The organism is Acinetobacter sp. MF4640, from assembly GCF_002018895.1.
GTDB lineage: Bacteria > Pseudomonadota > Gammaproteobacteria > Pseudomonadales > Moraxellaceae > Acinetobacter > Acinetobacter johnsonii.
In genome coordinates, this window is the sequence record NZ_MVOM01000003.1 from 32,377 (window position 1) to 58,621 (window position 26,245).

Here is a 26,245-nt window from a genome sequence, read left to right on the forward strand (position 1 = left end):
GGGGCTTTTTTTAGCAGTTCATAAAGGATAACAACATGGATATTAACAACATTCCTTTCGGTATCACCAACTGGGCTGAGATACCCACCACCCGCCATACAGGTGATCAGGGTTATGCCCTATGGCGTACTCAGCAATTTGACACGATTCGCGTACGTATGGTGGAGTATTCTGAGAACTATCTGGCCGACCATTGGTGTTCTAAAGGACATATCCTGTTGTGCTTAGAAGGTGAACTACACACTGAACTAGATGATGGTCGTAGCTTTACCCTCACGGCTGGCATGAGTTACCAAGTTGCGGATCAAGCCGAAGCCCATCGCTCGTCCACCTCAAAAGGTGCCAAACTGTTTATAGTTGACTAAAACAGTTGGATATATGCCTTAACACTAAAACTTTGCTATATTGATGGGGTCATGGCTTATCCCTTGTGATCCTTCACTATGCAGTTCAATTCACGCTACTCCCTCCTGTCTTCAAAGCTTTATCACCATCAACAGCCCCTACCACTGAAAGGCGCAAAAGCAGGTCATTTCAATGCTGCTTTAGCAGAACAATTACAATGGTCTGAAGCAGACAAACAGTCTTGGGTAGAGATTTGTAGCGGACAAAAAACCTTTAGTGAATTTGAACCTTTGGCAATGGTTTATGCGGGACATCAATTTGGTCAGTGGGCAGGACAGCTCGGTGATGGTCGAGGTTTATTGATCGCACAAATTCTCGATCAATATGGGCAAACCATTGACCTGCATTTAAAGGGTGCAGGTTCTACTCCTTACTCGCGTATGGGAGATGGTCGTGCGGTACTTCGCTCCGTCATTCGTGAGTATTTGGCTGGACATACGCTGAATAGTTTAGGCGTGGCTTCAAGCAACGCGGTGGGCTTTACCTCATCGGCTCAAGGCGTGCAGCGGGAAAAATTGGAACTCGGTGCGATGATGTTACGTACATCAGACTGTCATATTCGCTTGGGACATTTTGAGTGGATCAACCAGTACCAACCTGATTTACTCGACGAATTTACCCAAAAATGTATCGAATGGCATTACCCCGAGTGTTTAGAGGCGGAACAACCTGTTTTGGCATTTGCAACCCAAGTGATTCAACGGACTGCGGTAATGATTGCCAAATGGCAACTGGTCGGCTTCGCACATGGGGTGATGAATACTGATAATTTAAACATTACAGGTTCAACCCTCGATTTTGGTCCTTATGGCTTTATGGAACGCTTCCGCCCGAATTGGATTAACAATCACTCTGACTATCAAGGCCGCTATACCTATCAGCAGCAGCCGAGCATTGGACACTGGAACTTATGGACATGGTTGAATAACCTCATTCCGCTTTGCCCTCAAGACTATGACAAAGAACAATGGAAGCAAGACCTTGCCGATTGCCTAGAGCACTATGAACCCACGTTCTTGGAGCACTACAAACTGGGTTTAAGTCAGAAAATGGGCTTACCTCATTTCCACACGGACAGTTTTGACTGTGCCATGACCTTCTTACGGATTCTACAAACTGAACAGCTCGACTACACACAAAGCTTTACGCGTTTGCAAGAGCAGCAATATGAAATGATTAAAGATGACTGCCTTGACCGTCGTCAATTTGAAAGTTTCCTCGCGCAATATGAACAGATTCGTGCAAATCAAGACATGGCAGAACTCAATGCAGTGATGCAACAAGCCAACCCTGTTTATATCCTACGCAATCACATGGCACAAAAAGCGATTGAGCTGGCTGAACGGAACGATTTCTCAGAAGTCGAACGCTTATTTGACCTGCTTAGCCATCCATTTGAGCGGAATGTAGCACTAGAGAAAGCTGAGGATTTAGCACCTTTACCAACGGATGTGCCTGAAGTGATGGTGAGTTGTTCATCTTAAGCATTTGGCTTAAACTGTGGATAAATTAAACAATATCCACAGGGCTTCGCCCACTGAGTGATGATCAACATGTCCTTACATCTTATTGCTGCAAAAGCTGCACTTGCCCTGCCAGAAGTGACGTGTAGTCAGCCCTTTGGTGAAGGCTGTGATGTCTATAAAGTCATGGATAAAATGTTTTTGCTCAATTCATCTTTAAGTGGGGCAGCTTTAAGTAACTTAAAAGTTACGCCTGACCACGGCGCAATGCTACGTGATATTTATCCCTATATTCATGCAGGTTGGCATATGAATAAAAAGCATTGGATTTCAATTTATGAAGATGAAGACTTAGATCCTGATTTAGTCATTGATCTGGTACATAGCTCTTATGAGCTCGTGGTATCCAAGCTGAATAAACTACAAAGACAGCGAATCGCTGCGCTTAAAGCCATCACCTAAATCCGTATTGAATGAAAAAGATTTTTAAATTATTCCTATTACATTTCCTAAAGCTCAACCCTATCACCACATCAAACAGGTCATGGATTTGAACGTATATTGTCTCTGCTGAGCAGCTTTTCGACGTTTTTTACGTATTGCCCATTTGGAACCTAAATTTTGAAAAGAAAAACGAAATGAGACATTTATAGATGATAAAAAAAAGCCCGACATCCTGTCGGGCTTTTTCGTATTGGTTAGCTAGGTATAACTCCTGTCGTACCTCACATCCTAGTGTTGAACTTATCATTTTTGTTTTATGTTTTGGAACTTCCTGTTCTCTATGACTGCATCATATAAAAAATCTTGGGACTGACCTAGACGCAATCCGCTTGAATTAGTGTAAGCCAAAACGTACATAGAAAAATAAGCTTAATTAGACTTACCCCCAAAATTATCCGCAGAAATTGTGGATAGTTTTCAGGATGACTAAAGCTGAGCCTTACTCCTAAAAATTACTTTTTGCGTGATTTAAAAGCAACTTTATAGCTCAGTACTTCAATCTGTTGGAAATACAATCACTCTTTCTCGATTTTGCCTATTTAATTATCTATACATATCAATCCGAAAAGATGAAGTATGAGAGTAGCTCACTCTCCATCCAAGTTAATCAGAAAGCCATGCTGAACTCGTACAAAGACAGACTGAGAATCAGTAAAGTCTTAGTCATTTTCATATTCAGTTGCTTATTTGATTCCATTGTTGAAAAGTTAGAATGCCATCTCACAATCCAACCCTAAGTGGTATGCAAATGGCTAGAAGAATACTTCGCTGATTTGAATACAGACTCATCGACCTTGTCTAAAACAAATGTAAAAGTAAAAAGACAAACTGACACATGATTTGAAATATCTATAATTTATATACCGATCAAAAGCCCAATAAAAAAGGACTCATATTAAGTCCTTTTCAACATCATCACCTAAGCTTTAGCTTTTCTTCGGCTTCAATGTTTTAAATAAAACAAATAACACGAGGATCCACACAGGAAGCATCAACACGGAAAGCATAAAACCCTGATTCCACATGATATATAAAATCATCAGCATAAACACTAAAACAAAATAATTGCTAAACGGTGCAAATAACGCTGGAAACTTAGTTTGAATGCCCTGCTTTTTCATACTCTGTCTAAATTTAAGATGGATCAAACTGATCATCATCCAATTCAACACAGCCGCACTGACCACAATATAAATCAGATAACTGAGCGCTTTTTCAGGCAAAAAGTAATTCAACAGCACGCAACCAAAAATCAGTAATGCTGAAAATAAAACCGCCGCAATCGGTGTCCCCTGTCGATTAACCTGCTTAAAAACTTGCGGGGCATTACCTTGTTCTGCCAGACCTAACAGCATGCGGCTATTGGCATACATCCCACTATTACAAACAGAAACCGATGCAGTCAGAATAATAAAATTCAGTAAATGCGCTGCCCAATCAATGCCAATTTGCTTAAAAATAAGCACGAATGGACTTTTATCTAAACCACCCAAATCCAATTGATTCCAAGGCACCAAAGACAAAAGGATCGCCAACGAGCAAATATAGAACAGGAAAACCCGAATCACCGTTTGATTGACGGCTTTTGGAATATTCTTTTCAGGATCTTCGGTTTCCGCAGCCGCCATACTGATCAGCTCAATGCCGCCAAAGGCAAACATCATAAAGGCCAGCATATAAAACAAGCCTTCAAAGCCATGTGGGAAAAACCCGCCATGTACCCATAAGTTCGTGACAGATGCAGTTGAACCAACATCAGCCGTCAACAACAGATAAACCCCGAAGATGATCATGGCGATAATCGCCACAACTTTAATCATCGACAACCAAAACTCAGACTCCGCATACAGTTTGACATTGGCAAGATTGGCCAGTGTGATCACCACAAAAAACACCAGCACCGAGACCCACGCAGGAATATGTGGCCACCAGTAATTCACATACTTGCCAATCGCGGTCAGTTCAGTCATCACCACCAAGATATACAGTACCCAGTAGTTCCAGCCCGTTAAAAAGCCTGAAAACCGCCCCCAATATTTAAAGGCAAAGTAGCTGAATGAACCCGTCACTGGCTCATGCACAATCATTTCACCGAGCTGACGCATAATTAAAAATGCAATCAAACCGCCCATCATATAACCCAAAATAATCGATGGGCCAGCAGACTCAATAATATGTGCTGAACCTAAAAACAGACCTGTACCAATTGCACCGCCCATGGCGATCAATTGAATATGGCGGTTCTTTAAACGGCGCTGAAGTTTAGGCGTCTCGCTGCTCAAAACACATGCTCACCTGATAAAAAAATGAATTGTACCGCTTGCACAAGCGATCAACCAGTCTTGCTCTTCAAAATTGCCGATTGCTCAGTTTCATTTCACCAGTTGAAGGTTTAAACGGACTGTAGATTTTGATTGCTGCCTTGAGTCCATCCCATAAAAAAAGCGGATAACCCAAGGCTTATCCGCTTCTACTTTTAATTAAAAAATGAATTAATCTTCAGGATATTCAAACCGGTAACCTACACCATATACCGCCTGAACCCATTCATGACGGTTACCTGTTTCAGCCGCATCAGAGATCTTACGACGTAAGTTCTTAATATGGCTATCAATCACACGGTCAGCCACTTCAAAACTGTCAGGGTTGATATGATCTAGTAACTGCGCACGTGAATAGACTTGCCCCACATGCTCTAAAAACAACTCCAGTAAACGAAACTCAGTCGGTGTTAAGTTTAAAGGCTTTTGTTGATACCAAATGCGTTGTTGCGCTTTATCCATGCGGAACAAAGACTGATCTTCAGGCTCAGCTTTACGCTCTAAACGGCGTAACACGGCTTGGACACGCGCCACTAATTCTTTCGGGCTAAATGGTTTACACACATAGTCGTCTGCTCCCATGTTCAAGCCAAGCACACGGTCAATTTCTTCGGTGCGTGCGGTGACCATAATAATCGGCAAATCCGACTGTTCACGGACTTTACGGCAAATGGTCAAGCCATCCATACGCGGCACCATCAAATCTAAAATCATCAGACTCGGTTTACGCTGCGTAAAGCTATCAAATGCGTCCTGACCATCGTGAAACATACTGACTTCAAAGCCCGCTGCTTCAAGATAATCGCGGACCAATTGTGCAAGTTCTACTTCATCTTCAACCAGCATAATATGTTTCATACATACTTCCTTTTGTGTTTCATTTTTTTGGGAACGTTAACTTGCAACGTAAACCACCCAAAGGCGAATGATCAAAACTCAATTCACCTCCTAAAGCCTGTGCCAGTTTAGCCGATAAAGCCAAACCTAAACCTGTACCACCTGTGCTACGCGTACGCGAGTCATCGACTCGGTAGAAACGCTCACCGAGTCTTGCTAGTTGCTCATCACTTAAACCATAAGGACTGTCATCGACATAGACCGTCCAATCTGTTGCGGACTGTTCCGTATGGACTCGAACCTGACCACCCGCTTCGGTATAACGAATGCTATTGCCCAACAAATTGACCATGATTTGCTTAAAGCGGTCAATATCAAGTTGTAACTCAGCGCCCTCACCTTCGACACTAATGCTTAAATGGGCCTGTTCAAATTTAGGCTTAAAGTTTTCCACTTCTTGCTCAATCACCGCCCACGGGTTCACGGTTGCAAAGTAACAGTTTAATTGCTGTGCTTCCGCTTGTGCCAAATCAGCCAAGTCATGTGTGAGTTTTTTCAAGCTGGTGACTTGGCGTAACATCGATTCAAAATGCTCAGGCGTTGGTTTTCGAATTCCGTCTTGCATCGCTTCGATCTGCGCTTGTAACACTGCCAGCGGTGTTTTCAACTCGTGCGAAGTATCTGACACCCACTGACGACGCGAAATTTCATGCTGATCTAAAATCACAGCCAGTTGGTTCAGTTCATTGGATAAATCACCCAGCTCATCGTTTCGATTCACTTTAACTTGATGCTGAAAATTACCCTTTGTTAATTCACGCGTACCATTCAACAAGCGTTGAATCGGTGTCTTAAAATAAGTCGCAAGCAACAACGCAGCAATTAAACTAGCAAAAACGGTTAAACCATAGACCAGCAATAAATAACGTTTTTGGTTACTAAAGAAGTTGATACTCAATGCATCATCTTGATCAAGGACTGGTTTCAGCCCCAAATACCCCACCACTTGGTTATTCACCACAATAGGACGGAAAGAAACTTGATCATCCGAGGGTTCACCGACCACAAACTGACGCTGCGTATCGTATAAAGACAAACGCGAGCTCAGACCCAAACGGTCAGGCGTGGAAATAAACTGTTTTTTGCCTGTGTTTTGTTTGCTCTCTTGTTCAATCTCTTCTTTTTTACGATCTGGGCGGAACACATTTTGATTGGCGCTGAGTGGAAACTTTAAACCTTCGAAGGGTTGAAACTCCGAAGGTAAGTTTTCCTCCAAAGCTTGCAGTTCTTGTTCGGTTAAAATCTGTTTTTCATGTTTGACTTCAGTGGTAGAGACATCACTGAGTAAGGTTTTGGTATTTTCTTTAAAATAACGCTGTTGCAAAGCAATGTCGTACTGGCGACGTAACCACCAACGAGAGAGACGGTCATAATCATCTGGCGCGGCATGTCCTTCAATCTGCAAAATTTGCGCTTGAATGGCATTGCCCCAGTCATGATAGGTACTATAAACGCCTGCTAAGTTATCAATCAGATGATCGAGCTTCTGCATTTCCACGTCCGCCACATATTTGGCAAAATTCTTTTGCATCGTCCAATGCAGCACACCTAAACTCACCGTGGTAATCACCAAAGTGGTCAGCAATACAGTGAGGAATAAGCGTAAAGCAATCGGTACGCGGCGAATCTTCAAAAGCAGTCTCTCGGTCATTCTTTTGCCTTGTTATTGTATAGAACACTGCATCAAAAAACTCTCCATTGTTTCTACATCTTTATTATTTAATCTTTAATCATCCAAAATCACATGCTCTTGTATGGGGGAGTTGTAGAATGAATAAGATGACAAAAATTGCTTTAGCCACTGCCAGCGTTTTATCTGTAGGTGCGTTGACTGCCTGTCAATCCACCCAAGCACCGAAAGACATGAAGCAGTCGCAACATATGCATGGTCATTATCAAAAAGACCGTCACATGACACCTGAACAACGCGAACAGTTTGAAAAAATGCGTACTGAACGCAAACAGGTCATGCAAGACATTAAAAAAGCCTGCGATGGCAAAGCAGTGGGTTCAGCAGTCCAAGTTAAAGCAGGTGAACAAACACTAGAAGGCACATGTGCGATTTCGTTTAAACCGAACCGTGATGAAATGAAACGCGGTGAACATCGCCCAATGCGTGGCGATCAAGCCGATCGTGGTGAGTTCCGTGGCATGCATATGCAACGCGGCGAACCGCTAACCGATGCTAAACGTGCTGAGTTAACCCAACAGTACGATCAACGTTTAGCTGAACGTCAAGCTCGCCAACAAGCTGCGACCAAAGCCTGCCAAGGTCAAACCGATGGTAAAGCCGTGCAGTTAAAAGTTGGCACACAAACAGTAGATGGCAAATGTATCGTTCACTTCCAGCCTAAAGCCCCTGTTTCAGCACCGAATAAGACCGCTTAAGCCACTCTAAAAAGCATAAATAGATAAAAAAGGCGCAAATTGCGCCTTTTTTATTGGAGATAACTTTTTACGCTTTTGACTATTTATGTCATGCCAAAAGCAGCAAAACTGTTTACACTCAGTGCACTTAGCGATTTTGAATAATATTTATTTGACTTTACAGTCACCAAGAAAAGCACCCGAACCGCTTGTACCAAATTAGAAGATGTTGCACGATTAAGTTATTCCAATCCGTGTCAAAGAAGACACGTTTTTATGTTTATTAGGATTATAAGCTGGTTAAACCAGTATTGAGGAAACCGATATGCCACAATACAAAGCGCCCTTACGTGATATGCAATTCGTACTGCATGAGCTATTGAATGCAGAAGAACACTATTCTAAATTGCCTGCATTTCAGGAAACCGTAAGCCGTGAATTGGTTGACCAATATTTAGAAGCTGCTGCAGATTTCTGTGAAAACGAATTGTCTCCAATCAACCAAAGCGGCGACCGCGAAGGTTGTACTTGGAATGATGGCGTTGTTACAACTCCAACTGGCTTTAAAGAAGCGTATCAAAAATATATCGAACTTGGCTTCCCGTCTCTTTCTGCTGAAGAGCAATATGGCGGTCAAGCATTACCTGTTTCTTTGGGTAACGTGATTTCAGAAATGGTCGGTACTGCAAACTGGGCATGGGGTATGTACCCAGGTCTTTCTCATGGTGCAGTTCGTACTTTAGAACATCACGGTTCAGCTGAACAAAAAGATGCTTACTTACCAAACCTTGTTTCAGGTGTTTGGACAGGTACGATGTGCTTGACAGAATCTCATGCAGGTTCTGACTTGGGTATTATCCGTACTAAAGCTGAGCCACAAGCTGACGGTAGCTATGCAATCACTGGTGAGAAAATCTTTATCTCAGCGGGTGAACATGACATGGCTGAGAACATTGTTCACATTGTACTTGCTCGTCTTCCTGGCGCACCTAAAGGCACCAAAGGTATTTCTTTATTCATCGTGCCGAAGTTTAACTTAAACGCAGACGGTACTGTGGGTGAGCGTAACGCCGTGCGTTGTGGTTCTATCGAACACAAAATGGGGATCCATGGTAACTCAACTTGCGTGATCAACTTTGACAATGCAAAAGGTTTCCTGATTGGCCCTGAAAACCGTGGCTTAAACTGCATGTTCACTTTCATGAACACTGCACGTATTGGTACGGCTGTACAAGGTCTGGCAGCATCTGAAGGCGCATTCCAAGGTGCATTAACCTATGCGAAAGACCGTTTAGCAATGCGTTCTTTGACAGGTCCTAAAGCACCAGAAAAAGAAGCCGATCCAATTATTGTTCACCCTGCTGTTCGTAACATGCTGTTAACTCAAAAAGCATTTGCTGAAGGTGGTCGTGCACTGGTTTACTTATTGTCTCTACATGCGGACGTAGTTGAGCAAGGTGCAACTGAAGAAGAGCGTAAATCTTCTGACAACATCTTGTCACTGCTTACTCCAATTGCAAAAGCATTCTTGACTGAAACAGGTTCTGAATCTGCAAAACACGGCGTTCAAGTCTTTGGTGGTCACGGCTTTATTTCAGAGCATGGTATGGAACAAATCGTTCGTGATACACGTATTGCGTGTTTATACGAAGGGACAACTGAAATCCAAGCGCTTGACTTGTTAGGTCGTAAAGTTTTGGGTACTCAAGGTGCAATGTTGAAAGACTTCACTAAGATTATTCACAAATTTGTTGAAGCAAACAAAGACAATGCTGCAATGAAAGAGTTTGTTGAACCTCTTGCTGCTCTAAACAAAGAGTGGGGCGACTTAACCATGCAAATTGGTATGAAAGCAATGCAAAACCCAGATGAAGTGGGTGCAGCTGCGGTCGATTACCTATACTTCTCTGGTTATGTAACGCTTGCTTACCTATGGGCACGTATGGCACTTGTGGCTCAAGAAACATTGGCTGCAGGTACAACTGACGTTGACTTCTATAATGCGAAAGTAACGACTGCACGTTTCTACTTCAAGAAGATCCTTCCACGTGTTCGCTCACACGTTGATGTGATTGCTGGTGGCGTAGAACCATTACTCGCATTAGATGCAGAGCACTTTGCATTCTAAGTAATTAATAACTAATTCGATATTCGAAATAGTTGTACTCTTGAGTACAGAAATGAAAAAGGACAGTCATAGCTTTGGCGGTCCTTTTTCTTTATAAATAGAGCGTTATTTCGCTTGGGTCATTTAACAACACTCTGCGTTGTTAATTAAGCTGTCCTAAGTCTACAGAGATTCAAACAATAAACAGGTGAACGAACATGCCAATTTATAATGCCCCACTTGCGGATATGAAGTTTATCCTCAATGACGTTTTCAATGCAGATCAGTTCTGGCAGTCTAATGAAAATCTAGCTCATGTAGACAGTGCGACGGCTGAAGCGATCCTCGAGGAAATGGCTAAATTTGCGCAGAACGTAACCCTGCCTTTAAACCGTACAGGTGATGAAGAAGGTGCAACATTTAGCAATGGAGCAGTGACTACACCTGCTGGTTTTAAAGAAGCGTTTAAGCAATATGCTGAAGGCGGCTGGATTGGCTTAGCGGCTGATGAAGAATGGGGTGGTCAAGGCATGCCAAAAATGCTGACAGTTCTAGCAGATGAAATGCTGTTCGCAACTAACCCATCATTCATGCTCTACCCGCTTCTTTCTGTCGGTGCAGGTATGGCGCTGAACAGCTACGCATCGCAAGAACAAAAAGAAACCTATTTACCTAAAATTTACTCAGGCGAATGGTCTGGGACCATGTGTTTAACTGAGCCACATGCAGGTACAGATTTAGGCATTATCAAAACTAAAGCTGAACGTAACGAAGACGGCACCTATAACATTACAGGGACCAAAATCTTTATTACTGGCGGTGACCACGACTTAGCTGAAAACATCATTCACTTAGTTTTGGCAAAAACTCCTGATGCACCTGCGGGTTCACGTGGTATTTCACTCTTCATCGTGCCTAAATTCCTAGTGAATGCAGATGGTTCTGTAGGCGAGCGTAATGCGGCAGGTCCAGGTTCAATTGAACACAAAATGGGGATCAAAGCGTCTGCAACTTGTGTAATGAACTTTGACGGTGCCAAAGGTTACTTGGTCGGTAAAGAAAATGAAGGCCTTGCGGCAATGTTCGTGATGATGAACTACGAACGTTTATCGATGGGTATTCAAGGTTTAGGCGCATCTGAATTTGCTTACCAAAATGCTGCACAGTACGCAACAGACCGTCTACAAGGTCGTAGCGCGTCGGGTGTTCAATCGCCTGCTAAACCTGCAGACAGCATTTTAGTTCATGGTGATGTGCGTCGTATGTTGCTTAATGCACGTGCGAACAACGAAGCATCTCGTGCCTTTGCAGTATATGTCGGTCAACAACTCGATATCACCAAGTTCTCAACAGACCCTGAAGCTGTGAAAGCAGCCAATGACCGTGTTGCCTTGTTAACCCCTATTGCAAAAGCCTATTTAACCGACACTGCATTCCAAGCAACTTTAGATGCACAAATGGTCTTCGGTGGACATGGTTATATTCGTGAATGGGGCATGGAGCAATGTGTACGTGACTTACGTATTGCACAAATCTATGAAGGCACCAACGGCGTTCAGTCTCAAGATTTAATCGGTCGTAAAACCATTAAATGCGGTGGTGCATTCATCGCAGACTATATTACTGAAATCCGTGACTTTGCTAACGGCTTAGATGCAGACCTAAACTTCATTAAAGATGCAACACTCGATGCAGCAACTGAAGTGGAAGAAGTGACCAAGTACATCCTTGAACGTGCTGCTGAAAGTGCAGAGTTCCCGAATGCAGCAGCAGTAGATTACTTACATGCAGTCGGCCTACTCAGCTTTGCCTATATGTTTGCAAGAATTGCCAATGCTGCAAAAGCCAAAGATGGTGACTTCTATCAAAACAAACTGGCGCTTGCAGCTTATTTCGCTCAACGTATTTTGCCTGAAATCGATTTACGTATTGCAAAAGTAAAAGCAGGTGCAGAAGTCATCATGAACTTCTCTGAGGACTACTTCACCAGCCAAGCTTAATCGCTTAAAGACTGAATAAAAAAACGCCTGCTTTGTCAGGCGTTTTTTATGGCTCAGCTTTATTTTTGCTTTTATACGTCATGTGCATGAAATTTGCTTATGATGCAATAAACCACCATCAACATATCAGGAGGCAGCCATGACTAACCGTGACCCTAAAATAGAGAAAATAGAAACCCTCCTCGATAAACTGGGCAATACTGCAGTAGAAAGTTTTCACTATGTGGCTTTATTTATTATTGGCTGTATGGTGATTTGGTCGGCAGGACATACCGTTTATGAGATCCTGACCATTAAACAATATGCCTCAATTGATGATATTTTACTGTTATTCATCTACTTAGAACTGGGTGCAATGGTTGGTATCTATTTTAAAACCAACCACATGCCTGTCCGCTTTTTAATTTATATCGCCATCACCGCCCTCACCCGTCTTTTAATTTCCGATATCCAGCATGACCACAAAGCGGATATGGATTTGGTGATTATTACGGGTTCAATTTTAATTATGGCGATTGCAATCTTGGTGGTGCGTTATGCATCGTGGAATTATCCTTCAGTAATTCGGGATAAACATGCCGACAAGCCTTTAGCTGAAGGGAAAACACCACGCCCACAAGATGATGAACTCGCTTAATTCTTTATTGACCACTAAAAAACCCTCCGTCTAAACAACGGAGGGTTTTCTGTATCAGTCAAAGATTCATTTATTTTGAATCCGCTTCTAAAGCGTAGCGTCCATTTTCATAGATCCAGTGCATGCCTTCAGGTGGGTCTGGTAATCCCAAACGTCGCCAATCGGCAATCAACACATAATCACGGCTTTCGATACTGGAGTCGCCATCCCCATACACATAGCTATTGGTTTCCTGACTATAGGTTGAGTAGCTGGGGGCTCGGTAAATAATACTCACACCTGGTCGCATTGGATATCCGCCATGTGGTGGATGGTGCGGAGGTGGTCTGTGATGAGGGGGCTCAATTTGAGGCGGTGATGTAGGTCTGGGCATTGCACCTTGATACGGCCCAGCATAGGTTGGGAAACGCTGGGTTTGCGAAGTCAGCGGTTTTCCATAATAACGCGTCGCGGGTTGAGCAAAACTCAGTGCAGGAAATAAGCTGAGTAAACTTATTCCATAGATTATTTTTAAATATTTCATCATCTTCCTCCACTGAGGTGAATATTATTATTTTAAACCCATTTTATGGATAAAAAATGTACAAACCATCAATTTTAGATCACTGGTCGTTATCACCACTATAAGGTTTGAAGCAGGATTTCTTTGAAAAGCAAAAAATGCATGAGTTTTCAGTTTATACTTAATCTTTGTTTATAAATGTATTGGATGAACAATCGTGGCTGAATTAAGTTTTGATCGACTCTATGAATATTTTGCAAAAGTGCCCAGTATTCAAAAAAATCTGATTGATGCTTATGGCACAGATGGAAAAAGTGCATGGTGGTTTAAGTTTCAAATTGATGTAGATCATCCTTTGGCATGGCAAACGGTACAAGAGCTGGGACATGTACTGAACTATATTTCGAAAAATGAGCGCCTACCGACGCAGTTTCTACCTGTTTCACCGCCGCCATATATGAATGGTGAAGCCAAGCAATTCTTGGCATGGGTCATTCAGTGTAACCACCCTGACTTTCCACCCGATGTCATTTGTGACTGGTTAGAAGCGCGTCTACCGAGCCCAGTGGAAGATGCCGAAAAATGGAAAATCAAAACAGATCTACATGAACTCGATAAGATGACCGATAAAGATTTGGATCAAATCATCCCGCCAAATCCTGAGCAGTAAAATCTTAAAAATTAAATCTCCCTAAGTCCCTCTTTAAAAAGAGGGACTTTTCATTTTGTACAACGTAGGAAGTACCGCTTTTCATGAAACGGCAAGAAATGGAAAAAGGAATTCGAAATTAAAACGTCGACAAACCACTCCACTCCATAAAGCGGTATAGCCCATATTTGAGTTTTGACTCATCTTTATATTGCTCATAGTCCACACTCATTTGACGACCATTTAAGTTCGACCATGCCCCATCAAAATATTGCTGTGCATCTGTAAACACCGCTGCATTAGACTGGCCGATCACACGTAAATTAGTCTCCAAGTTATAATTCTTCAAATTCCGTGCGGTAAAATTCGCTGAACCTAAAATGAGCTCTGCTTCTTGCGCATAGCGTTTTAAAATCATTTTGCTATGACACTGCTCTCCTTGAGTATTACACCACCGCACTGTAATACCTGCATCGTTAAGCTCAGACGCAACTTGACGGTTCGGAATTCCATTCTTTTGACGACCAAATGCATCTTTATTTGGGTCGAGTAAAATCCGAAGTTTAACGCCGCGCTTCTGCGCATCTTTTAAAGCATTGATGATTTGACGCTCAGACAAATAGAACATCGCCAAATCAATCTGGTCATTGGCTTTTGCCGTATTCAACAAGTTGAGGGTTGCATCTAGGATTGCTTTTTCCGTCAGCACTTGTACCTGAGGCTGCGATGAATTTCCTGCAATTTCGCCTAGAATCACCATTGGTACATCGCCCTGAGACATATGTGCTACAGTTTGCTCTGTTTTCAACACATCAATTGCGGTATTGCCTGTCACCAATAGCGCTACATTGGAATGTCGCGAACTGCCATCATGTGGATTCGCCGATGTGACCAAGGTTTTCCAACCTTCCGCGGTATCGACCACCAAAGTTTTGCGATGATTGGCTTTAAAGTTAAATAAGTTTAAATAACTACGTAAGGTAATTTTTTCATCCCCAAACGGGTTTCTTAACCAACCGCCGTCGGGATTATTGCCTGCATTTTGACAACAGAGATACCAAAAACCTGACCAAACAGGGTTAGAGGCACGGAGCGGACGTAAATCGGTTTCGATCACATCCACGCCTGCCTGACGTAACTTACGGTAATGCTCAGGTAATAGCCCACCATATACCGAGTTAATCGGGTCGGTAATGACTTTGATTTCAATATTCGGATGCAAGCTTCGCTTGACAATCAACGCATCGGTCAGCTGACGAGTCAAAGCCCGTTGTGATGCTTGAGATGTCCCCACTTCATCATTAAACAAGAACATATCCAATACAATCGTGGTTTGCGCATCTTCAATCAGTTGAAACACTGTGTTGAAAATATGATGATCTTGTTGTTGCTTGCCTTGTGCATCGATGTAGGTTTGATCTGCAATAAATTTGACATCGGCATGACGTAACTTGCCAGTATAGTCCAGCCCATCAGGCAGTGGTTTAACGCTATGGTAAACTGCAGACGTTAAATAAGTCAGAGCCAATAAACCCACCACGACACCGACATAACGGGTCGATGTCCAGTTGAGCTTTTGATGTAATTTTCGAAAGATACGCATAACAAAAAACCTAATCCAATATACTCAGACTAGGTTTTATTGTTTGATTTTTCAAGAGGATTTCTGTTGTCAATGTTTTGGCAACCTCTCCCTAACCCTCTCCTTTAAGGAGAGAGCACCTCCTCTTTACGGAAAAGGTGGGGTTGAAACTTGAAATAACACCTTAGAAACTAAAGTCGAGTCCGACCGTGAAGTTACGCCCCACTTGTGGAATGGTTGATAAGAAAGAAGTATGCGAATAAACCGTCTCATCTAGGAGGTTATTGGCTTTGAAATACACGCGATAATCATTGCCCTGCATATACTGACCATTATACGCCAAGCCCAAATTCACCATGTTATAGCCCTCGGTTTCGGTCTCATAGCTTGCAATTCGATCTTGCTCAAACACATGGTAGTACTCTGCCGTTCCTGACCACGTGTCACTAAAGTTAGCATTCACTTTTGTTCCTAAACGGCCAGCAGGCACCCGTGGCGCATTTTCATTGTCAATTTTGCCACGTACATAATCACCAAAGACACTCATTTTACACACATCATTGATGGCATAAGACGCTTCTGCTTCAGTCCCATAAAAACGCGCTTTGTCTTGGGTGTAGTCTACTAGGCGGAAGTTTTCGTATCGGTCTGCGGTTTGAGCATAAATGTAGTTGTCATACCAGTTGTGGTAAACATGAACGTGATAATCAATTTTATCCGTATCGTAATGGAAACCTAACTCTAGGTTATTGGACTTTTCGACATCGAGATTTTCATTGCCACGCTCATAGGTATTGGTTGCAAGATGCTTACCATCAGCATAAAGCTCTTGCGCCAAAGGTAAACGCTCTTGATGTGATCCAACCAAAGACAGTTTATAGTTCGGTGCAAACATCCAATTCACAGCACCCGAATAGGACACGGCATAATCATCATAGTCTTTTCGATCAGATTCAATATCAATCGTCTGCTGATCGACACGTGCCCCTAACTCAAAATGGAAGTCATTCCACTGCTTGTGTTCTAAACCAAACACGCTCCACTTTTGCGTCTTGGTCGGTTCTAAAATAGACTCTTCACCCGTGATATCTAATTTTTGTTGATTGTACTGTACGCCAACCACACCTTCCCAATCCACAATCGGCTGATGCACCATTTCTAGACGCGCATCATAACTCTTACTTTTAAAGGTAGTTGCAACACTATCGCCTTCAATTTCATCATGTTGGTAGTCGGTATAACTGGCATGGGCTCGTAACTTCTCAAACCCTGCAAGCGGATTTAAGATTTCTGTACGGAAATCATAACGTTCCGACTTCAAGTCAACCCAAGGCCCTGTCTCATGTTCGTCCCCATAATCTTCCTCACCACATCCAATTAATAAATTACCTGATACAGTGCAACTTTCATATTCATGGCTGTGCCCAGGTAAACCGTATTGATCTTGACGGTTGGTATAGGCGATACCCGCAAAACTACGCTCACCAATCCATGAACCACCAACGCTGACCGTTTTGCCTTTGGCAAAGGTATTTCCGACACGACGTTCTTTTTCGAGTTCACCCTCATGCTCATGGAAATAGTTCGGTGCAATATAGTCATTCGCTTCACGCTTTGAACCTTCAACCCGTAGAGCAAACTGACTGCCCAAAGCAACCGTCGCCCCAGCACTGGCCAACTTTTCATCACTGCCAGGGTTGTAGCGTAATCCCGCAGTACCTTCTAGACCTTTTTCAGGCATGCTGGTTGGAATTTTTTGATCGGTGACATTGACCAAACCGCCCACGGTGCCTGCACTGTATAACAGGGTTGAAGGGCCACGGATGATTTCAATTTGCTTGGCCAAAATCGGATCGACCGTCACAGCATGGTCTGGCGATAAAGTCGAGACATCAGCGGTTTCTGAAGCATGTTGTAAAACTTTCACGCGTGGGCCATCTTGACCTCGAATCACGGGTCGACTTGAACCTGAACCATACTGATTTGAATATACCCCCAACTCATCGGCCAAAGCATCCCCAATGGTCGGTGCACGTTCTTTTAAGCTTTTTTGTTCGATAACCTGATCGGCGACGGCAAAATCAGCAGCGGTCTGAACGAGTGGATGTGCTTGGCTGGTCAACGTTTCAAGTTGTTGTGTTGTTGTGTCATCTGCAAAAACGGCAGGTGCGACCACCGCCAAAATAGAGAGCGTTATCAAATTTTTATGGAAAGCCATGGAACTCACTCAAGCGTACAATTTTTGAATATTGTTATAATATAACATTTCAAATTCATTGCAATAAAAAACATTCCAATCGCAGAAAAAAGATAAACTGCCCTATCCATCTAAGTCGATGTCAACGCCAACAGATCAATGCCCTTTACCATTTCACATGCCGTTCTCGCGCCCCCTTTCGCCAAACTCAGTGGTGACCGTTTACCTATTGCTGCCATTGCCATTGGCAGTATGACCCCCGATCTTTATCGACTGTTTACACAAGCCAATTCAAATACTACCCACTACTGGACTTCACTGATTCACCCCGATCTTTGGATTGGACTCAGTTTTTGTGTTTTGTGGTACGCGCTATTGCGGCCTTGTTTTTATCGTTTTTTAGGTATTCAGCATGAATTAAGGCTGAGCAGTATGCTGCGTTTTTTTAAATTTTCTGTGGCCGTTATTCTCGCGATCCTGCTGGGTACAGCAACGCATCTGTTATGGGACGGACTCACCCATGCTGACTTCCGCACCTTGTTTGGACATGCATTTTTAAGCCAAAAGATCTCTTTGTTAGGGCACGGCTATCCGCTACACCGCATTTTACAAATTGGCACATCGGCACTGGCTTTGCCCTTGTTGGCGTGGATGGGTTGGCGCTATTACCAAACCTATCAGCAACATTTTCCTGTCAGTCTAAAAATCAAACGCTTTGCGATGGGGCTTTTCATACTGAGCCTTTTAGGTGGTTTAGTCAGTGTTTGGGACTATGCACGTTATATCCCCACGCAAGTGTGGCAGTCAGACCTGTATTATTTTACGGGGCGAAGTATTAATGAGTTTAGCCAAGTCGCTTTGCTAATTCTAATCTTTGGCTGCATTCTGTTTTTATTTTTAGATCGAGACTATCGTTTAGGCTGAATTTAGACCAACGCTTAAATGCTATTTCATGCCTTTTTTAAGCTATACCTTGAGAGTCAATGCCCAAAGAGGCATAATCCTACCTTTATTTCTGGCGGTACGCTGTTTACGTATTCGCTACCTTTAGCCATATAGTTGGATTTTTAACGCCATGATGCGAACTCATTACTGCGGTTCTTTAACCGAAGCTCAAATTGATGAAACAGTAACCCTCTGCGGTTGGGTACACCGTCGCCGTGACCACGGTGGTGTCATCTTCCTTGATATGCGTGACCGTGATGGTCTTGTGCAAGTGGTTATTGACCCAGACACTCCTGAAGCATTCGCAACTGCAGACAAAGTACGTTCAGAATTCGTATTAAAAATTACAGGTCGTGTACGTCGCCGCTATGCAGGCACAGAAAATGCCAATATGGTGAGCGGTCAAATCGAAGTTTTAGGTAAAGAAATCGAAGTTCTTGCTGCATCAGAAACTCCGCCGTTCCCATTGAATGACGACAACACCAATATTTCTGAAGAAATTCGTTTGAAATATCGTTTCTTGGACATCCGTCGTCCTGAAATGTTAGATCGTTTACGTTTCCGTTCAAAACTAACCAACCTCATTCGTAACTATTTCGAAGACAATGGTTTCTTAGACGTTGAAACTCCGATTTTAACCCGTGCAACGCCTGAAGGTGCGCGTGACTACTTAGTGCCAAGCCGTGTTTCAAATGGTAGCTTCTACGCACTTCCACAATCACCACAATTATTCAAACAATTGTTGATGGTCGGTGGTATTGATCGTTACTACCAAATCGCAAAATGTTTCCGTGATGAAGACTTACGTGCAGACCGTCAACCTGAATTCACCCAAATCGACGTTGAAACATCGTTCATGAGTGACGATGACATCATGGATTTAATGGAAACGTTGACGGTTAAGATGTTCAAAGAACTTCTTGATGTTCAATTCGATAAATTCCCACGCATGACCTATACAGATGCTATGCGTGACTATGCATCGGACAAACCAGACTTACGTATTCCTTTGAAATTGGTTGACGTTGCAGACTTGATGCAAGAAGTTGAATTCAAAGTATTCGCAGGTCCAGCGAAAGATCCTAAAGGCCGTATCGTTGCATTACGTGTTCCGGGTGCAGGTTCACTACCACGTAGCCAAATTGATGAATACACGAAATTTGTCGGCATCTACGGTGCAAAAGGTTTAGCGTACATTAAAGTGAACGAGCTTGAAAAAGGCATCGAAGGCTTACAGTCTCCAATCGTGAAATTCATCGAGCCAATCGTGCTTGATCTCTTGAAACGTGTTGGCGCAGAAAATGGCGATATCGTGTTCTTCGGTGCAGACAAAGCTAAAGTTGTGAACGATGCCATGGGTACTTTACGTATTAAAGTCGGTCATGACTTGAAAATGTCGACTTGCGAGTGGGCACCGCTTTGGGTGGTTGACTTCCCAATGTTTGAAGAAACAGATGATGGCAAATGGACTTCTGTTCACCACCCATTTACACTGCCTAAATCAAGCGTTGAAGATGTGAAAAATAACCCAGGTGCTGCGCTTTCTGTGGCTTATGACATGGTGTTAAACGGTACTGAAATTGGTGGTGGTTCACTGCGTATTCATAACCTAGAAATGCAAAAAGCAATTTTTGAAGCTTTAGGTATTGGTGAAGAAGAAGCAGAAGAGAAATTCAGTTTCTTACTCAACGCATTACGTTACGGTGCTCCTCCGCATGGTGGTTTAGCATTCGGTCTAGACCGTTTAGTCATGCTCATGACGGGTGGTGCTTCTATTCGTGATGTGATTGCATTCCCGAAAACCAAGACTGCTGAATGTCCATTAACGCAAGCGCCTGCACCAGTTGAATCAAATCAACTACGTGATTTGGGTATTCGCTTACGTGAAAAACCAAAAGCTGAAGAAACCAAATAAGCTTTAGATTTTGATTAAAGAAACCCTGCCATGCGCAGGGTTTTTTCATTCAAGACAAGACCATCCGTTCCATAGATATTATTTTTCGCTTCAAATTTTCCAAAATTTCTTTTGAACTTTTGATCTATCACACTTACAGTGGGTCACGATAGTCTATATTTTATTGCAGCAGTTCTTGCACTAAATCATTCTGTTGATTTATTCATATATTTTGTTCTTAAGACGCTCATCTTTTTTTGATTTTATCTATCTTAGATTTTTAAGTCTCTTTGCAAAATTTTCTCTCATCTCATCTTTTAAAAAGATTTCTGAGTCAAAATATGGCTATTTATTATCTACTTAAAATCATCTCACTTTTTCCATTGTCTTTTTTACAATACATCGCACGCGGAATTGCGCACCTGCTTTATTATAGTGACTCTTCAATTAAGCGTATCACCACCATTAATCTGCAGTTGGCCTACCCTGAGCTCGACCCAGTCGCACTAAAGAATCGTGTTCATCTCAGTATTCAAAGCCAGTGTCAGACCTATATCGAATTTTTAAAATGTTGGGGTATGTCACCACAATACAACTTAGAGTTATTAAAAAATATTCATGGTGAATCCGTTCTCACAGAGGCTTTAGCCAATAAAAAAGGCGTAATTGTGGTCATTCCGCATTTTGGCTGTTGGGAGCTGTTAAATGCATGGTTAAATGTCTATACGCAACCAATGATCATGTATAAACCCTATAAAATTAAAGGGATTAACCGCTATATTTTAGCTGCACGCCAAAAGTTTAATGCCACACTAGTTCCCACCGATGAAACAGGTATCCGCAGTATCTTCAAACACTTGAAACAAGGTGGGCTGACCGTGATTTTACCGGACCATCTACCAAAACCTAGCGGTGGTATTTATTCATATTTTTTCCAGCAAAATACTTTGTCCACGACACTTGTCTCTAAAATGGCGGCTAAAACGCAATGCAATGTGATTGGATTAAGTTGTATTCGTAATGCTGGCGCAGAGGGTTTTGATGTGTACTGTACTGAGTTATCTCAAGATATTTTATCGAAAGATCTACAGTTATCTGTGGACAGTTTAAATCTTGCCATGCAAGACATGATTAACCAAGCACCTGAACAATATATATGGTCCTATAGACGTTTTAGAAATTGTTATGGCAATATCAATGCTTATCGGATACAGCCACCAATGTAGGCTCCACAAACCAGCACGTGATTTCAAGAATTTTGAAAGAATAATTTATACTATTTCCTAACGGCCTGAATAGAATACTTTTATTCATTTGAGATCAATTCTCAGCAGTGGCATAATAGCGCACTGTTTTAGATAAGTTGTGAGCAACCGAATGGCTATGCGTCCTGAAGTCCGTCGTCGTGGTATTGTGCTAATTGTTTTTGCAATCGTACAGTGGTTTTTCATGCGCTATATTTTAGACAATCAATTATTTAATTTAACCACCTATGACCGCATTGTCTTTTTCTGTGTAAGTAGCCTTGCAGGTGCTTTTGTCATTTTTGTCGGCTTAATTTATATGGTCTTGAAAGGAAATGCGGATAGAGATTAGGTGCTTAGTTTAAAGTATAGACGCTTTAAATCATCAAGATCGATTGTATAATCGGAGTGAATATATTTTTCATCACTTATCTGATCAGTTAACACAAAATTTAGATCACATTCAAAAATTTTTGCAAGTGATGAAAATACAGAAAACTCTGAGAGTTGTTCTGGTAACCAACTTATCCCCTTACAACCTGCCTTGCAAAAGATAATATTGGACCAGGCAGCACCACTTGGTCCAACGATAAAGTCAGCATGTTTAAATAATGCAATTTGTTCTTCAAAAGAATACTCTTCTAAATACACAGGCTGAAAACCTTGTTGAATAAAAAAATTTAAAATTTCATCTTGATTGTATTTTCTTAATTGAATTGATTTTCTTGCGAGAAAAATTTTAGAGTATAAACTTTTCATTGAATTATCCGAATACATTAAAGTATTACGAATATCACTTAAAAATGATGCAGAAAAATGTGAATATTTAACCGAGGACAATTTATTTTTATTATTAAAAACCACATTATTTAGATTGTTAATATATAGTACCTCTTCCGCATAAACCTCATGATAGTTATTAACAAATACAATTGGTAAATCAATCTTTGCAGCATTCAGCATTATATTGAGAATTTTCCTATACGACTCTATATTTTCAATCGATGCATCACAAACAATACAATCTACAGGATATTCATCAAGAACCTGATTGCTCAAGAATAATATTTTGGGTGAAATCTCCATAACCCAGTGATAATAATTAAAACAGCCATTACCTCCCAAAAAAAATATTTTTTTAAACTTAATTATCTTACAGTTTAAACGTATCAAGGCACAATTTGCATTGTGCATTCGTATAAATCCAGCAGAATAATCACAATACTCTAGAGGCACATCAACAAGCCGTTCAACAACAAGAATATCACTATCCTGTAATAAAAAACTGGATGAATGTATATTCATCAGCACATTTTTAAAATGATATATTGACACTCTAGATTGACAATAATGCACTTCAGCTGCTTTATTTGATTTATCTATAACGGGTGAATAACTGACGCAATCATGAATTGCACAGGGATTTATCAGATACGATTGATCTAACTGATCTAGCCAAAGTATATTTTTCTTATAGATTTTTTTTAATTTAAGTAAAAGAAAGAAAAATTCTGACACATTAAATTTCTTTCTTTCTACATAATTAATTAATTTTTGACCCAACATACACTATAGCCCAGTTATCTTCCCATACTTTTTGCTAGATAAAGTAATAGGTACTTCATTCGAAGCCAAAAGTATAACAAATAACTTTTTTCTTTAGCTGGTCTTATTTTATACAACTTGTATACTTTATATTCAGCATAAGGAAATCCTTTACGATCCTTATAACTTTGTACAATATTAAATACTTCATCAAACATCAATGATTTGTTTTTACTCAAATTACTATCATGCATTCTATAACCAACTATAACATCGGGTATATAAACCAGTTTAGCTCCAGCTCCAGTCAATCTAAGCCACAAGTCCCAATCTTCTACTTTAGTATTTTCATTATATCCACCAATTTCTCTTAATAAATCAATTTTTATCATTTGTGATGAGGCAGGAATATCATGTTGATGATAGAAAATTTCTTGAAAATTAAACTCTCTATATGATGCTTTTTTCACACTAACAACATGACTTTCATCATCAATATATTGGTGTGCTCCAAAAACTGCCGTGATTAAAGGATCCTTTTTAAATACATCGACTTGTATTGCTGTTTTTTCAGATAGCATAATATCATCAGATGCAACAGTACTGAAATAATCTCCGTGAGCAAAGCTCAGCCCTTGGTTAAGAGTTTTACTCAAACCTCTGTTTTCTCTAAAAATAAATTTGAAAAATTCAAAACGTTGCTCACAAGCCAATCGCATTTCTTCAATTTTCTGGACTGAATTATCCTTCGACCCATCATCGATGACGATCAATTCTAAACGTGAATAAGTCTGATCAATCACAGACTGTATACTTTCCTTAATATATTTTTCATGGTTATAACAGGGGATCATAACCGTGACTAAAGGTAGTACTGTATTTTCCATTTCTAAGACCTAAACTCATTACATAGATCAATGATTTGCTGGGCACTTTCCAAACTCAGTGTCGGGCCAATAGGCAAGCTCATTACTTCATCATGAATCTTCTCTGAGATCGGATAACTCAAATCATTCCACTCTTTATAAGCTTGCTGTTTATGCGGAGGAATTGGGTAATGGATCAAAGTTTGTACGCCATTTTCTGCTAAATATTGCTGTAATGCCTCTCGTTTTTTTGAACGAATGACAAATAAATGCCAAACATGTTGATCATATTGAGAAGCATCTACTTCGGATAAAGGCAAGCTCAATTCAGGGTTTTTAATCCCTTCAAGATACATTTTTGCAATTGTACGACGATGGTTAACTTCAGCATCTAAATGTTTTAATTTGACATCAAGCATTGCCGCTTGGATTTCATCTAATCGACTATTTACACCCACGAATAAGTTTTTATATTTCTCGTGTGATCCATAGTTACGTAGGGCCTTCAATATTTGTGCCAACTCAGCATCATTCGTCGTAATCGCTCCCGCATCCCCCAATGCACCCAAGTTTTTACCTGGATAAAAACTAAACCCTGAAGCATCTCCCCAGTTACCCGCTTTTGTACCGTTGATTTCAGCCCCATGGGATTGCGCTGAATCCTCTAAAACCAATAGCTTGTATTTATTTGCAATTTGCATAATGGTAGGCATATCAGCCAATTGACCATATAAATGGACAGGTAAAATCACTTTGGTTTTGGCTGTTATTGCTTCTTCTATTTTTAATGGATCAATATTATATGTTTCAATATCCGGCTCAACCAAAATTGGAACCAAATCATTCGCTGTAATTGCTAAGATACTGGCAATATAAGTATTTGATGGAACAATGACTTCTTCCCCATCTTTTAACTTTCCAAGCTCTTTCCAAGCACGTAAGGTTAAAATTAATGCATCCAAACCATTGGCCACACCAATTGCAAATTTGACCCCACAATAGTTTGCAAAATTTTGTTCAAACTGTTCCAGCTCGTTTCCGCCAATATACCAACCAGAATCAATAACTCGCGTACAAGCCGTAATTAACTCTTCGCGATACTGCTGATTGACATTTTTTAAATCTAAAAATGGGATCATAATACTTTCTTCAATCATTCATTCAGGAATATATAATTCCGCCGAGCCTACAATACATTCTTTACTATTAGAAATAGCTTCTGTTTTAAAAATTACTCTTCTTTTCTCTAAGAGAATATCAACCACATCAACAGTAAATAATACGGGAGTATCTAAGTAAATTGGCTTCAAAAACTTATTTTCAGATTTAAGGTATATGCACCCAGGCCCTGGTAATGTATTTGCAAAAATAGTTGAAAAAATACTTGATGCAAAAGCACCATGCACAATCCGACTTTTAAATATCGTATGTTGGGCATAACTTTCATCTAAATGAACAGGATTCACATCTCCTGAAAGTTGAGAGAAAATCTCTACATCCTTTTCCGAAAAAACTCGTAATAGCTCAACTTTATCACCTATTTTTATTTTTTCAATGTTCACAATCTACTCCTTATTCTATAAACTTTTTATAATCACTTAAAATTGAATAATAGCTTGAAGCAGGGTACACATAAAAATTATCTAAATTATTACTACTAATATGCTGAGCACCAAGACGTATATGAAAATTGTGAACACCTAAGTTCTCTTTTCGCACATCAAAATGAGATTGATCAAATTTCAACTGATCAAATGCAAATTTATAAATCAATAATGCACTTTCAATTGCAGCATATCTTGTCTTATTTTGATTTAATATCCAACTTCCCCAGCAAAAGGACTTAGGAGTTGTTTTAAAATCATATAACCTAACTGTTCCAATCCTTTCATTGTTATCATTTCTATAAATAATAAAATAAAATTCTTCGTTATTTCTTTCCCGATCTTTATACTTTCTTATCCACGCCTGCTGCTCTTCAACCAAAGCTGAAGATTGAGAAATATGCTTATTGAGTTCTGGATTACTTCTCAAATCACAAATAAATTTTGCATCATTTTCTGCAACTAATTTTAAATGTATCGTTTTTGATTTAAGTTCATTAATTTTTATGACCATAC

The 26,245-nt window shown here is 40.9% G+C and carries 23 protein-coding genes; 12 read left to right on the forward strand and 11 right to left on the reverse strand.

What is annotated here, in order from left to right:
* Window positions 1–35: 35 nt before the first annotated feature.
* The 3 genes from MF4640_RS01535 to MF4640_RS01545 all read left to right on the forward strand — a co-directional run bounded on the left by MF4640_RS01535 (window position 36) and on the right by MF4640_RS01545 (window position 2,330).
* On the forward strand, window positions 36–365 hold the full coding sequence (locus MF4640_RS01535) for a DHCW motif cupin fold protein (RefSeq protein ID WP_005401971.1): 330 nt from the start codon (window positions 36–38) through the stop codon (window positions 363–365).
* Between the two features lie 78 nt (window positions 366–443).
* Complete coding sequence (locus MF4640_RS01540) at window positions 444–1,889, forward strand: protein adenylyltransferase SelO (protein ID WP_078388467.1); 1,446 nt, start codon at window positions 444–446, stop codon at window positions 1,887–1,889.
* A gap of 69 nt (window positions 1,890–1,958) precedes the next feature.
* Window positions 1,959–2,330, forward strand: coding sequence for an MmcQ/YjbR family DNA-binding protein (locus tag MF4640_RS01545; protein ID WP_078388468.1), 372 nt, complete (start codon window positions 1,959–1,961; stop codon window positions 2,328–2,330).
* A gap of 968 nt (window positions 2,331–3,298) precedes the next feature.
* Here MF4640_RS01545 and MF4640_RS01550 read toward each other — a convergent pair.
* From MF4640_RS01550 to baeS, 3 genes are all read right to left on the reverse strand, one after another.
* Complete coding sequence (locus MF4640_RS01550; protein ID WP_078388469.1) at window positions 3,299–4,654, reverse strand: amino acid permease; 1,356 nt, start codon at window positions 4,652–4,654, stop codon at window positions 3,299–3,301.
* Window positions 4,655–4,864: 210 nt separating this feature from the next.
* Entirely contained in the window at window positions 4,865–5,551 is a 687-nt protein-coding gene (locus MF4640_RS01555; protein ID WP_004983596.1) for a response regulator, read from the reverse strand.
* A gap of 19 nt (window positions 5,552–5,570) precedes the next feature.
* Window positions 5,571–7,223 (reverse strand): sensor histidine kinase efflux regulator BaeS, encoded by a 1,653-nt coding sequence (gene baeS, locus MF4640_RS01560; RefSeq protein ID WP_078425720.1) that lies wholly within the window; start codon window positions 7,221–7,223, stop codon window positions 5,571–5,573.
* A 137-nt stretch (window positions 7,224–7,360) separates the two neighbouring features.
* On the opposite strand from baeS, the gene MF4640_RS01565 reads away from it, so the two are divergent.
* From MF4640_RS01565 to MF4640_RS01580, 4 genes are all read left to right on the forward strand, one after another.
* Entirely contained in the window at window positions 7,361–7,978 is a 618-nt protein-coding gene (locus MF4640_RS01565; protein WP_078388471.1) for a hypothetical protein, read from the forward strand.
* 304 nt (window positions 7,979–8,282) lie between these two features.
* Window positions 8,283–10,085, forward strand: coding sequence for an acyl-CoA dehydrogenase C-terminal domain-containing protein (locus MF4640_RS01570; RefSeq protein ID WP_004983590.1), 1,803 nt, complete (start codon window positions 8,283–8,285; stop codon window positions 10,083–10,085).
* Between the two features lie 197 nt (window positions 10,086–10,282).
* Window positions 10,283–12,064, forward strand: a complete 1,782-nt coding sequence (locus MF4640_RS01575) for an acyl-CoA dehydrogenase C-terminal domain-containing protein (RefSeq protein WP_078388472.1) — start codon at window positions 10,283–10,285, stop codon at window positions 12,062–12,064.
* 139 nt (window positions 12,065–12,203) lie between these two features.
* Complete coding sequence (locus tag MF4640_RS01580) at window positions 12,204–12,701, forward strand: phosphate-starvation-inducible protein PsiE (protein WP_078388473.1); 498 nt, start codon at window positions 12,204–12,206, stop codon at window positions 12,699–12,701.
* A 70-nt stretch (window positions 12,702–12,771) separates the two neighbouring features.
* Here MF4640_RS01580 and MF4640_RS01585 read toward each other — a convergent pair whose 3' ends face one another.
* A complete protein-coding gene (locus MF4640_RS01585) occupies window positions 12,772–13,227 on the reverse strand; it encodes an RcnB family protein (RefSeq protein ID WP_227518612.1) in 456 nt (151 codons plus the stop codon).
* Window positions 13,228–13,420: 193 nt separating this feature from the next.
* Between MF4640_RS01585 and MF4640_RS01590 the strand changes: the two genes are divergently transcribed.
* Window positions 13,421–13,873 carry a hypothetical protein gene (locus tag MF4640_RS01590; protein ID WP_004983582.1) on the forward strand — a complete coding sequence of 151 codons (453 nt, stop codon included), beginning with the start codon at window positions 13,421–13,423 and terminating at the stop codon, window positions 13,871–13,873.
* Between the two features lie 118 nt (window positions 13,874–13,991).
* Here MF4640_RS01590 and MF4640_RS01595 read toward each other — a convergent pair whose 3' ends face one another.
* Both MF4640_RS01595 and znuD read right to left on the reverse strand, forming a co-directional pair.
* The gene (locus MF4640_RS01595; protein WP_078388475.1) at window positions 13,992–15,455 is read right to left on the reverse strand and encodes a phospholipase D family protein; all 1,464 of its coding nucleotides are present in this window, start codon (window positions 15,453–15,455) and stop codon (window positions 13,992–13,994) included.
* Between the two features lie 163 nt (window positions 15,456–15,618).
* Window positions 15,619–17,652: a zinc piracy TonB-dependent receptor ZnuD gene (gene znuD, locus MF4640_RS01600; protein WP_078388476.1), complete on the reverse strand. Its 2,034-nt coding sequence runs from the start codon at window positions 17,650–17,652 to the stop codon at window positions 15,619–15,621.
* 138 nt (window positions 17,653–17,790) lie between these two features.
* Between znuD and MF4640_RS01605 the strand changes: the two genes are divergently transcribed.
* The 4 genes from MF4640_RS01605 to MF4640_RS01620 all read left to right on the forward strand — a co-directional run bounded on the left by MF4640_RS01605 (window position 17,791) and on the right by MF4640_RS01620 (window position 22,066).
* The gene (locus tag MF4640_RS01605; RefSeq protein WP_078388477.1) at window positions 17,791–18,555 is read left to right on the forward strand and encodes a DUF4184 family protein; all 765 of its coding nucleotides are present in this window, start codon (window positions 17,791–17,793) and stop codon (window positions 18,553–18,555) included.
* Between the two features lie 151 nt (window positions 18,556–18,706).
* Window positions 18,707–20,491 carry an aspartate--tRNA ligase gene (aspS, locus tag MF4640_RS01610; RefSeq protein ID WP_078388478.1) on the forward strand — a complete coding sequence of 595 codons (1,785 nt, stop codon included), beginning with the start codon at window positions 18,707–18,709 and terminating at the stop codon, window positions 20,489–20,491.
* Window positions 20,492–20,811: 320 nt separating this feature from the next.
* Window positions 20,812–21,696 (forward strand): lysophospholipid acyltransferase family protein, encoded by an 885-nt coding sequence (locus tag MF4640_RS01615; RefSeq protein ID WP_078388479.1) that lies wholly within the window; start codon window positions 20,812–20,814, stop codon window positions 21,694–21,696.
* A gap of 151 nt (window positions 21,697–21,847) precedes the next feature.
* Window positions 21,848–22,066, forward strand: a complete 219-nt coding sequence (locus MF4640_RS01620) for a hypothetical protein (RefSeq protein WP_078388480.1) — start codon at window positions 21,848–21,850, stop codon at window positions 22,064–22,066.
* Here the strand turns inward: MF4640_RS01620 and MF4640_RS01625 are convergent.
* Genes MF4640_RS01625 through MF4640_RS01645 form a run of 5 tightly spaced genes read right to left on the reverse strand, consistent with a single transcriptional unit; the run spans window position 22,063 to window position 26,243 of the window.
* Complete coding sequence (locus MF4640_RS01625) at window positions 22,063–23,280, reverse strand: glycosyltransferase family 61 protein (protein ID WP_078388481.1); 1,218 nt, start codon at window positions 23,278–23,280, stop codon at window positions 22,063–22,065. The genes MF4640_RS01620 and MF4640_RS01625 overlap by 4 nt on opposite strands.
* Before the next feature lie 14 nt (window positions 23,281–23,294).
* The gene (locus tag MF4640_RS01630; RefSeq protein WP_078388482.1) at window positions 23,295–24,146 is read right to left on the reverse strand and encodes a glycosyltransferase family 2 protein; all 852 of its coding nucleotides are present in this window, start codon (window positions 24,144–24,146) and stop codon (window positions 23,295–23,297) included.
* A 2-nt stretch (window positions 24,147–24,148) separates the two neighbouring features.
* The gene (locus MF4640_RS01635) at window positions 24,149–25,264 is read right to left on the reverse strand and encodes a DegT/DnrJ/EryC1/StrS family aminotransferase (protein WP_078388516.1); all 1,116 of its coding nucleotides are present in this window, start codon (window positions 25,262–25,264) and stop codon (window positions 24,149–24,151) included.
* A gap of 18 nt (window positions 25,265–25,282) precedes the next feature.
* Window positions 25,283–25,687, reverse strand: a complete 405-nt coding sequence (locus tag MF4640_RS01640) for a MaoC family dehydratase (protein WP_227518613.1) — start codon at window positions 25,685–25,687, stop codon at window positions 25,283–25,285.
* A gap of 10 nt (window positions 25,688–25,697) precedes the next feature.
* Window positions 25,698–26,243, reverse strand: coding sequence for a GNAT family N-acetyltransferase (locus MF4640_RS01645; RefSeq protein ID WP_078388484.1), 546 nt, complete (start codon window positions 26,241–26,243; stop codon window positions 25,698–25,700).
* Between the last annotated feature and the right edge of the window lie 2 nt (window positions 26,244–26,245).